Source organism: Pseudomonas sp. 39004, assembly GCF_028682155.1.
Classification (GTDB): Bacteria; Pseudomonadota; Gammaproteobacteria; order Pseudomonadales; family Pseudomonadaceae; genus Aquipseudomonas; species Aquipseudomonas capeferrum.
In genome coordinates, this window is record NZ_JANIAG010000190.1 from 1 (window position 1) to 10,132 (window position 10,132).

The 10,132-nt window shown below is 63.4% G+C and carries 10 protein-coding genes and 1 pseudogene; 7 read left to right on the forward strand and 4 right to left on the reverse strand.

All coding sequences use genetic code 11. The annotated features are described in order from the left end of the window. Window positions 1–50 precede the first annotated feature (50 nt). The gene (locus tag NP534_RS23245; protein ID WP_033699700.1) at window positions 51–230 is read right to left on the reverse strand and encodes a CsbD family protein; all 180 of its coding nucleotides are present in this window, start codon (window positions 228–230) and stop codon (window positions 51–53) included. 244 nt (window positions 231–474) lie between these two features. On the opposite strand from NP534_RS23245, the gene NP534_RS23250 reads away from it, so the two are divergent. Continuing rightward, window positions 475–2,103, forward strand: a complete 1,629-nt coding sequence (locus tag NP534_RS23250; protein ID WP_274100247.1) for a right-handed parallel beta-helix repeat-containing protein — start codon at window positions 475–477, stop codon at window positions 2,101–2,103. Next, a complete protein-coding gene (locus NP534_RS23255; RefSeq protein ID WP_186658124.1) occupies window positions 2,066–2,446 on the forward strand; it encodes a hypothetical protein in 381 nt (126 codons plus the stop codon). Before NP534_RS23250 ends, NP534_RS23255 begins: the two co-directional genes overlap by 38 nt. Here NP534_RS23255 and NP534_RS23260 read toward each other — a convergent pair whose 3' ends face one another. After that, window positions 2,447–3,283 (reverse strand): CvfB family protein, encoded by an 837-nt coding sequence (locus tag NP534_RS23260; RefSeq protein ID WP_274100248.1) that lies wholly within the window; start codon window positions 3,281–3,283, stop codon window positions 2,447–2,449. Window positions 3,284–3,412: 129 nt separating this feature from the next. Between NP534_RS23260 and NP534_RS23265 the strand changes: the two genes are divergently transcribed. Then, window positions 3,413–4,273, forward strand: coding sequence for a DUF6279 family lipoprotein (locus NP534_RS23265; protein ID WP_274100249.1), 861 nt, complete (start codon window positions 3,413–3,415; stop codon window positions 4,271–4,273). Between the two features lie 29 nt (window positions 4,274–4,302). Here NP534_RS23265 and aceK read toward each other — a convergent pair whose 3' ends face one another. After that, complete coding sequence (aceK, locus tag NP534_RS23270; protein ID WP_274100250.1) at window positions 4,303–6,018, reverse strand: bifunctional isocitrate dehydrogenase kinase/phosphatase; 1,716 nt, start codon at window positions 6,016–6,018, stop codon at window positions 4,303–4,305. 149 nt (window positions 6,019–6,167) lie between these two features. Between aceK and NP534_RS23275 the strand changes: the two genes are divergently transcribed. Both NP534_RS23275 and NP534_RS23280 read left to right on the forward strand, forming a co-directional pair. Further along, entirely contained in the window at window positions 6,168–7,043 is an 876-nt protein-coding gene (locus tag NP534_RS23275; RefSeq protein ID WP_186658137.1) for a DMT family transporter, read from the forward strand. A 13-nt stretch (window positions 7,044–7,056) separates the two neighbouring features. Beyond that, complete coding sequence (locus NP534_RS23280; protein WP_033699708.1) at window positions 7,057–7,515, forward strand: DUF4265 domain-containing protein; 459 nt, start codon at window positions 7,057–7,059, stop codon at window positions 7,513–7,515. 4 nt (window positions 7,516–7,519) lie between these two features. Here NP534_RS23280 and NP534_RS23285 read toward each other — a convergent pair whose 3' ends face one another. Further along, window positions 7,520–8,401 carry a DMT family transporter gene (locus NP534_RS23285; protein WP_274100251.1) on the reverse strand — a complete coding sequence of 294 codons (882 nt, stop codon included), beginning with the start codon at window positions 8,399–8,401 and terminating at the stop codon, window positions 7,520–7,522. Window positions 8,402–8,856: 455 nt separating this feature from the next. Between NP534_RS23285 and pvdO the strand changes: the two genes are divergently transcribed. Both pvdO and NP534_RS23295 read left to right on the forward strand, forming a co-directional pair. Beyond that, window positions 8,857–9,717 (forward strand): dihydropyoverdine dehydrogenase, encoded by an 861-nt coding sequence (pvdO, locus tag NP534_RS23290; RefSeq protein WP_274100252.1) that lies wholly within the window; start codon window positions 8,857–8,859, stop codon window positions 9,715–9,717. A 129-nt stretch (window positions 9,718–9,846) separates the two neighbouring features. After that, a pseudogene (locus NP534_RS23295) lies at window positions 9,847–10,132 on the forward strand (TonB-dependent siderophore receptor); the annotation flags it as partial.

The window sequence follows — 10,132 nt, forward strand, 5'->3', positions numbered from 1 at the left end:
ACCTGCAGGGGCGGGCTTGCCCGCGAATCGATGGAACGCTCAACACGGCATCAAGGCTTCTTCACGGCATCCTTGACGTCACCCTTGATCTGCTGCGCTTCACCCTTGAGTTCCTGGGCCTTGCCTTCAGCCTTGAGCTTGTCATTGTCGGTCACCTTGCCGACGCCCTGTTTCACGTTGCCGATTGCTTCGTTGGCCAAGCCTTTCGCTTTGTCTTTAGTACCGCTCATGGCAAAACTCCTGCAAATGGAGACACGTGAACCGTGTCGACAGTCTGTGGACCCGGGGCCTTTCGCAAGAGTTTCAACCAATTTCACCCGAACAAGCCGAGCGGCAAATCTGCGTGCGAATACCGCACCCATTTACCCCGCCCAACTGCCCAGTACCTGCCGGCTGCCCTAGAATCGCGGCATACGCCCGCCCACATAGGGCAGGCCAGTCATAAAAACAACGATTTTCGGAAAACCCGCCCCCATGCGTTTGATGCCTGTGCTCGTGGCCCTGCTGCCACTGCTTCCTCTGCCCGCCCTTGCCGCCTCGCCGGCCGTAACCGAAACCCTGCGCGTCGACCGCTATGCCGACGACGGCCAACCCGGCAGCCTGCGCTGGGCAATCGAGACCAACAACCAGAACCCCGGCCACTACCGCATCGAAATCGCTGCGGTCGGCCAGGCGCCTTATGTCATCCGACCGACGCGCGCGCTGCCTGAGATCAAAGGGCCGGTGCGCATCACCGGCCAGGCGTGGGCGCGCGACGGCCAGTACATCGCCATCGACGGCTCGGGCTACATCAAGGACCAGGGTGTGCACACCTGCCCCGGCGCTCTGCCCGGCCAGTTCGGCACCAACGTGCGCACCACCACGCACCCTGGCCTGGTACTGCGCGACACCCAGGGCGTGCACCTGAGCGGCCTGGAAGTGCGCAACTTCTGCATTGGCATTTTGGTCAATCGCGCCAGTGGCAACGTCATCGAAGACAACCGCATCATCGCCAACAAGGGCGGTGCTGGCATCATGCTGACCGGCGACGACGGTGCCGGCAACCCGACCGCAACCACCACGGTCAACAACAAGGTGCTGCGCAACCAGCTGATCGACAACGGCGACGGCCTGGAACTGACCCGCGGCGCAGCCTTCAACCTGGTGGCCGACAACCTGTTCCGCTCCACGGCGGCCAACCCCGAGCCCTCCCAGGGCATCGAAATTCTGCTGGGCAACGACAACAGCGTGGTCCGCAACCGTTTCGAGAACTACTCCGACGGCCTGCAGATCAACTGGGGCAACCGCAACTATTTGGGCGCCAATACCTTCAGCGGCAACTCGATCGGTGTCAGCGTCACCGGCGAGGGCAACATGCTCGATGGCAACCTGATCCACGGCAACCGCATTGGCGTGGCCCTGCGCCCGGAGCCGGCAATCACCGCCACCCGCCTGAGCGCCAACCGTATCTGGGGCAACAGCCAGGACATCCGCCGCTGCGAGGCCGGCGGCTCTTGCGTACCAGACCAGCGCACCGGCGCTATCGTGTTCGGCGTGCCGGCGCAGGCGCATGCGTTGTACGTAGGGTCGCGCGGGGTGGGGGCGGAGCTGGCGAAGAAGGACCAGGCGATCATCTGCAATGCCCAGGGTGAACCCAAGCCGTGCCAGCCGTTGCCTAATCACAACCAGCAGCCACCGCGGCTGATGGCGCTGGAGGGGAATGTGATCCGCGGTGAGGTGCAGGGGCCGGCGTCGAGCCTGTTGCGCGTCGAGGTGTTCGGCAATGCGCAAGCAACCGGCAGCGAAGCGGAGCAGTATCTCGGGGAAGTGCTGGTGAACAGCGATGCCAAGGGGCAGGCGCGGTTCGCCCAGGTGCTGGAGAACAGTGACGGGCTGCACAGCTTCACGGCGACCGTGACCACGGCCGACGGGGCAACTTCCGAGTTGAGCCTGCCGGTTCGTCGCTGGGGCAACCGGCCTCTTCGCGGGTTTACAGACGAAGAGGCCGGCCCAGGCAAACCTTGCTCAGCCACCCGCCACCCCTCACAATGCAGGCCTTATCAAGCGTCAACCCGCAGGAACCTGCATGAAACTCGACAAACCCGCCGCCATCGCACGGCGTAACGAAGCACTGGCCCGGCCAGTACTGACCAGCAGCAACACCCTGTTCGCTATCCTCGACCCGAAACGCAACCTGTGGTGGTTCGAGGTGCCGGTAGCGTTGCTGGGCAAGGGCCAGCCCGATTGGGTCAACCTGCTGCTGCACACCCCCGACACCGATGAGCTACAGCACCTGAAGGTGCCGACCAACTTCCTCAAGGCTCACCTGGAGCAGATGGAAGTGCGCAAGCCCGGCAAGCGCCGCTCGACCATCAGCCTGGCCTTGAGCGCCGACCGCGATTCGCTGCTGCGCGACACCCGCCCAGGTGGCGAGCAGCTGGACTTCCGGACCTTCGTGCAGGCCTGATCAGGCCCGCTCGATGCGATCGTCATGGATGACGATGCGGCCTTGTTTGAACAACGCACCAATGGCCTTCTTGAAGTTGCCCTTGCTGACGTTGAACAGCTTGCTGATCACTGCCGGGTCGCTCTTGTCGCACACCGGCAGCATGCCGCCTTCGGCTTCAAGGCGCTGCATGATCAGCTCTTGCAGGCTGTCCGCCAGGGCGGCACCCACCGGCTGCAGGCTCAGGGCGAGCTTGCCGTCGTGGCGAATCTCTTTGATGAAGCCCTTCTCGTGCATGCCCGAGCGCAAGAACTTGAACACTTCGTTCTTGTGGATCAGGCCCCAGTGGCGGTTGTTGATGATCGCCTTGAAGCCCATCGGCGTCTCGCCCGCCACCAGCAGCTCGACCGGCTGGCCCACCTGGTAATCGGCCGGGGTGCGGTCCAGGTAGCGGTCCAGGCGCGCCGTTGCGGTGATGCGGCGGGTGCGCTTGTCGAGGTAGGCGTGCACCACGCAGTAGTCACCGATCTTCAGCGGCTGCAACTCTTCCGAGTAAGGCATCAGCAGGTCTTTGGGCAGGCCCCAGTCAAGGAAGATGCCGGCGCCGTTGATGTCCTTGACCTTGAGGCTGGCGAACTCACCGACCTGCACCTTGGGCTTCTCGGTGGTGGCAATCAGCTGGTCTTCGCTGTCCAGGTAGATGAACACGTTCAACCAATCGTCGACCTCGGTCTCGGCGTTCTTCGGGATGTAGCGCCCCGGCAGCAGGATCTCGCCATCGGCGCCGCCGTCCAGGTACAGGCCGAATTCCACGTGTTTAACGATTTGCAAACTGTTGTAACGCCCAAGCAGAGCCATTTCCGATGTTCCTCAAGACAAGACGGCTATTCTACACCCGAAGCCGCCGCGCTGCCTGACCGCTGATTCGGTGGAACCGCCACCTTACCCTTGCGTCTACTGATTGGCAGCCACTGCAAGGATCAGCACATGCCTTCACGCCTGTTCAAGCCCCTGCTCATCGCCGTGGCGTTCGCCCTGGCCCTGGCGGCGTGCAGCCGCATCGACCTGGCCTACCGCAACCTCGACCGCCTGGTGCCGTGGTCGCTGGGCGACTATCTGGACATGAACCGCGAGCAGAAAGTACTGCTCGACGAGCGCCTCAAGCAGCACCTGGCCTGGCATTGCAAAACCCAGCTGCCCAGCTACCTCGACTGGCTGGACCGGGTGCGCACCATGGTCGCCGAGGACCAGGTGACCGACCAGGCGTTGCAGCAACGCACCCGCGAAGCGCGCGCGGCCATAGGCCGTGTCGCCGAAGAGATCACCCCTTCCGCTACCGAATTGTTACGTGGCATGAGCGACGCCCAGGTGGCAGAAATGCGCCAGGCGTTCCGCGACGACATCAGCGAGCGACAAAAGAAGTATGTCGACACCCCCTTGCCCAAGCAGATTGCCCGCCGTACCGAACGCATGGAAAAACGCCTGACGCCGTGGTTGGGTGAGCTCAGTGCGGCGCAACGGCTGCGGGTGCAAGCCTGGTCACAGGCGCTGGGCGACCAGAACCGCCAGTGGATCGCCAACCGCGCGCATTGGCAGCAACAGCTGGTGCTGGCGATGGACCAGCGTAGCGACGCCAGCTTCGAACCACGCCTGGCGCAATTGCTACAGCGCAAGGAGAGCCTGTGGACGCCGGCATATCGCATGGCCTACCAGAACACCGAGCAACAGGCGCGCACGTTGCTGGTCGACCTGATGCAACTGAGTACCCCGGCGCAGCGCCAGTTGCTGCAGCAGCGGCTGGGCAAGGTGCGGACTGATTTCAGTGAGTTGAAGTGTTTGAAGGGCTGACATGCTGGGGCCGCAAAGCGGCCCCGGGTTCACCGCAACTTGCGCCGATACGGAAACACATCGATCACCTTCCCCTCACGAATCGTCGCCTGCAGCCCCTTCCAGTAATCCGCGTCATACAACTCCCCATGCAACCGGCTGAACAGCCGCCGCTGGCCCATATCGGCAAACAGAAACGGCGGAAATTCCTCGGGGAACACATCATGCGGCCCGATCGAGTACCACGGCTCGCCCGACATCTCGTCCTCCGGGTAGCGCGGCGGTGGAATATGGCGGAAGTTCACCTCGGTCAGAAAGCAGATCTCGTCATAGTCGTAGAACACCACCCGGCCATGGCGGGTGACGCCGAAGTTCTTCAGCAGCATGTCGCCGGGGAAAATATTCGCCGCCGCCAGTTGCTTGATGGCCAGGCCGTAATCCTCCAGCGCCTCGAGCACCTGCCCTTCACTGGCGTGTTCCAGGTACAGGTTGAGGGGCGTCATGCGCCGCTCGGTCCAGCAGTGGCGGATCAGCACCGTGTCACCCTCCAACGCGACCGTGGACGGCGCCACCTCCAGCAACTCGGCCAGGCACTGCGGCTCGAACTTGCTCTGCGGAAAGCGGAAATCAGCGAATTCCTGGGTATCGGCCATGCGCCCTACCCGATCGACACTCTTCACCAGCCGGTACTTGTCGATCACGGTGGCGCGGTCGACCGTCTTCGAGGGCGCGAACCGGTCCTTGATGATCTTGAACACCGTATTGAAGCCCGGCAGGGTGAACACGCTCATGACCATCCCGCGCACCCCCGGGGCCATGATGAAACGGTCGTCGCTGCTGGCCAGGTGGTTGATCAACGCCCGGTAGAACTCCGACTTGCCATGCTTGTAGAAACCGATCGAGGTGTACAGCTCGGCAATGTGCTTGCCCGGCAGGATGCGTTTGAGGAAGTTGACGAACTCCGCCGGCACTGGCACATCGACCATGAAATAAGACCGGGTGAAGGAGAAGATGATCGACACATCGGCCTCGTCGGTGATCAGCGCATCGGCCTCGATGCCATGGCCTTCGCGGTGCAGCAAGGGGATCACCAATGGCCACTGCTCGTCGGGGGTGTACAGGCGGCCGACCAGGTAGGCGCCCTTGTTGCGGTACAGCACCGGCGAGAACAGCTCGACTGCCAGGGCCGGGTCCTTGCACACCCAGTCCGGCAGGCATTCGCGCAGTTGTTCTTCCAGGCGCGTCAGGTCGCCTTCCAGGTCACCATAGGGCACATCGAACGGGTAGTCGGCGAAGATCGCCCGCAGCAAGCCTTTGAGACCATCGCCAAGTGCGTAAGTGCGGGTTTGCGCGGCGCGCTCGTGGCTGCGCATCGACGGCCGGGTGGTGTGGATGAACATGCAGCCGTCGCTGATCTGGTCATGGCTGAACAGGCTGCAGAACAGCGAGTTGTACCAGGTTTCGGATAGCTCGTCGTCGAGCCGAGGATCGATCAGGCGAATATAGGCGCTCTTGACCAGCGGCCACTGCTCCACCTCCAGCAATACATCCTCGGCAAAGCGCTGGCGTAGCCAGCCGTTGGCCTCGGCCACCTTCTCTTCATACAGGTTGATACGCGCCGCCGCTGCGCGCTGGATGTCTTGCCAGCGCGCTTGCTCGAAGCGCTCACGGGCACCGAGGGTGATGCGCCGAAAGTGCTCGCGGTAGTCATCGAAGCCGTCGAGGATCATCCGGGCGATTTCGCCGGCGGGCCAGTGCTGGGGCATGCGAGGCATCTCGTTGCAGGGTGAGATACACAGCTTAGCCGGTCCCTTGCCCCCGAAAGGGCGCGCACCGATTCACTGCGCAAGAAAGCACAAGAATCCCGCTCCCCCCTGGCGTAAACTCGCGCCCTGCCCAAACCCCGGAGACCGTTGTGAGCCCCATCGCCCTAGCCCGCCTGCTGACCCTTGCCGCTGTCTGGGGGGCGAGCTTTTTGTTCATGCGCATCATCGCCCCCGAACTCGGTACCGTGCCGACTGCGTTTTTCCGGGTGTCGATTGCCTGCCTGGGGCTGATCGCCATCCTCGCCGCCGCGCGGGTACGCTGGGACTTCCAGGGCAAACTCGGCGCTTGCCTGGTATTGGGCATGATCAACTCGGGCATCCCGGCCACTTTCTACTCCGTGGCCGCGCAAGTACTGCCCGCCGGCTACTCGGCGATCTTCAACGCCACCACACCGCTGATGGGCGTGCTGATCGGCGTGCTGTTCTTCCGCGAACCGATGACCCTGCCCAAACTCTGCGGCATCTTCCTGGGCCTGTTCGGCGTCGGCATCCTCAGCGGCGCCGGCCCCGTCGCCCTGGACATGGCCCTGCTGCAAGGCGCCCTCGCCTGCCTGGCGGCCACCACCTGTTATGGTTTTGCCGGCTTCCTCGCCCGCCGCTGGGTCAGCGGCCTGGACAGCCGCCTTTCGGCTCTGGGCAGCATGCTCGGCGCAACCTTGCTGCTGAGCCCGCTGTTCGCCTGGAGCGCGCTGACCCAGCCACCCGCCAGCTGGGGTGGCTGGAACGTGTGGCTGTCGCTGCTCGGGTTGGGCCTGCTGTGCACCGCATTCGCGTATATCCTGTACTTCCGTCTGCTGGAAGAAATCGGCCCGGTCAAGGCCAGCACCGTGACCTTCCTGATCCCGGTATTCGGCGTGTTGTGGGGCGCGTGGTTGCTGGACGAGCCGCTGTCGATGGCGCACCTGTACGGCGGCCTGCTGATTGGCGCCGCCCTGTGGCTGGTGCTGCGCCCGACACGTAAATAAAGCAGGAGCCACGATGAGCGATGCATACAAGAAGGTGTTGTTCCGCCTGCAGCAGGACGCGGACGGCTACCCGCCCGCCTCGGTCGAGGGCCTGTGGGCCAAGGCAACAGAGGGCGGCTACGAAGTCGACAACATCCCGTTCTATGTCTACGGCATTGCACCGGGCGACATCATTGGCACGCGGGACGAAGCAGGTGAAACCTGGTTCGACGCCTTGCGCAGCAGCGGCGGCCGCTCGGTGTTCCGGGTCATCGTCAAGCCACCGGAAACCCTCGACCAAGTGCGCACGGCACTGGAGGATTTCGGCTGCAAATGCGAAGCGGAACAGGCAGTGAGGATGCTCGCTGTCGAAGTCGCCACACAGCGCTCGCTCGACACCTTGCTCTACTACCTGCTGACCCAGCGCGAAGCCGACCTGCTGGACTTCGAGGAAGGCGTACTACGGCACACCATCCCCGAAGAATTCCGCTAAAGGCTTACGCCTCGGCCAATTGCGCAGCCGGCTTGCGGAACACGAACAGCAAGCCCACCACGATCAGCCCCATCCCCAGCAGGCTCAGCGGTGCCAGGCGGTTACCGAAGATGAGGAAGTCCATCACCGCCGTCACCGCAGGCACCAGGTAGAACAGGCTGGTGACGTTGACCAGGTTGCCCTTGGCGATCAGGCGATACAGCAGCAAGGTCGCCAACAACGACACCACCAGCCCCATCCACAACAGCGCAACGACGAAACCACCGCTCCACTGCACCTGCAACGGCTGCAACGGCGCGAACAGCGCGCACAGGGCAAACCCTGCCAGGTACTGCAGCGGCAGCGTGCCCATGGGGTTGTCGGTGATGCGTTTTTGCAGGATCGAGCCAAAGGTCATGCTGCCCAACGCCAACAGCGCAAACAGCATGCCGGCCAGGGACACCCCGCCAAGGTTGATGCTCTGATAGACCACCATCACCAGCCCGGCAAGGCCCAACCCCAGGCCGAACAACCGGCTCCAGGAGCGCTGACGCTCCATCAGTACCACAGTAAGGATAGGCTGCACCCCCATCACCGTGGCCATGACGCCGGGGGTGACATGGGTATTGAGCGCCAACAGATAGAAGATCTGATAGGCCCCCAGCAGCACACAGCCGGTGCCCAGGGCGCGCACAATCGCCCCGCGACTGCGCGGCCAGCGCAAGCCCAGCAACGGGCCGATCAGCAACAGGCCGGCGAGTGCCAGCGCCGAGCGCAACAGCAGGAAGGCGAACGGGCTGGCGTGCGCCAGGCCCAGCTTGGAGACGATTGCCCCGCTGCTCCACAGCAGGACGAACAGGCTGGTGGTGGCCGCCGAGGCCACGGATGCTTTGGAAATGACAGACATGTAGTGCCACCTTTCGGGCGAATAAGCCGAACGGAGGGCGTAACTTTCAGCGAGGGAAGTAGCCGACCGTGTTCAGTAGGTTGCGGGTGCGGTGGGATGCGGCAAAAAGCCGATCAGCCCAGCACGACCACGCAGCGAGGCGGAGCTACGCCGCCTACAACGCCACTGACAGGTGGTGGGTAGTGACTGATCATGGCCGGCTGCTGGCTGCCACGCACGACACTGCCCGCGACTGGCGCGAGGGCAAAGCATGTGGTGGAAGGGATGGCAGGCATGAACAGGTCTTCGGATGAGATCAATGGCCTGGACTATAGCCCGCTGCAAGCCCGCTGACAACTCCCCCAATCGCCGACCTTGCACAACCCTCGCGGGCGCGGCCGCTGGTTAATTTTTCACCGCCTTGGCTCGTCTGAATGCGAAACGTCGCACGCATTCACCCGCTCCGAGGACCCCCAATGAACGCAAAAACCTGGCTCTACCGGCCAGCCCAGATTACCTGCCTGCTGCTGGTCAGCGCCTACGCCCACGCGGCCAAGCCAGGTGACGTATTCCAGGACTGCAAGGACTGCCCAGAGATGGTAGTGCTGCCCGCCGGCAGCTACGTGATGGGCGCCCCCGACGACGAAGTCGGCCGCCAGCCCGACGAAGGCCCGCTGCATACCGTGACCTTCGCCAAGCCATTCGCCATGAGCCGCTACCAGGTCACCGCTGGCGAGCTGGACGCTTATATCAAGGCCACCGGCACCGTCATCAAGAGCGGCGACGACCGCCCCGGCCGCTGGTGCGAGGCCAGCAAGCCAACCTACAAACAAACCGCCCGCCAACCTGCGGTGTGCGTCGACTATGACGAAGTCCAGGCCTACACCGTATGGCTGGCGAAAAAAACCGGCAAACCGTACCGCATGGTCAGCGAGGCCGAACGCGAATACGCCGCCCGCGGCGGCTCCACCGGCCCGTTCCCCTTCCCCTTCGATGAGCCGGGCAAGTACGAAATCAGCAAGCACGCCAACACCTATGGCCCCCGCGATGGCTACACCTTCACCGCCCCCGTGGGCAGCTACCCGGCCAATGCCTTCGGCATGTACGACATGCACGGCAACGTCTACGAATGGGTCGCCGACTGCTACCACGAAAGCTACGAAGGCGCCCCCAGCGACGGCAGCGCCTGGGTCCAGGACCCCACGTGCATCCGCGCGCACATGCGCGGCAACGACTGGGGTGAGCCACCGATCTTCTCGCGCTCGGCCAACCGCAATGACCGGCTGAAAACCACCCGTGGTGATTTTCTCGGTTTCCGCGTAGCACGCGAACTCTGAAACGTGTGACACGGTTAACGTTGCGCCTGCGAAAAAAACAGTCAATAAGAATCGTTCCGGTTTTTCGCAGGTGCTGCGTCACATACAGCACATAGAAAAAAACCCCTCTGCCAACGAGAACGCAACCCGATGTCCAAGCCCTTGCCCAGTGCGCTCAACCCGCTCGCCAAAGCCTTACTGATTCGTCATTCGCTTCGTCCCCAGCGTGCGCTGTCACGCATCGGCCTGGGCCTGGCGCTGTCTAGCGCGCTGGTTTTCCAGGTGCAGGCGCAGGAGTGGACGCTGGATATTCCGGCGCAGTCGATGAACTCCGCGCTGCAGGCGCTGGCCAAGCAGACGGATACCCAGCTGCTGTACAGCCCGGAAGACATTGGCGGGCTGCGGTCTTCGGCGCTGAAGGGGCGGCATGATCTTG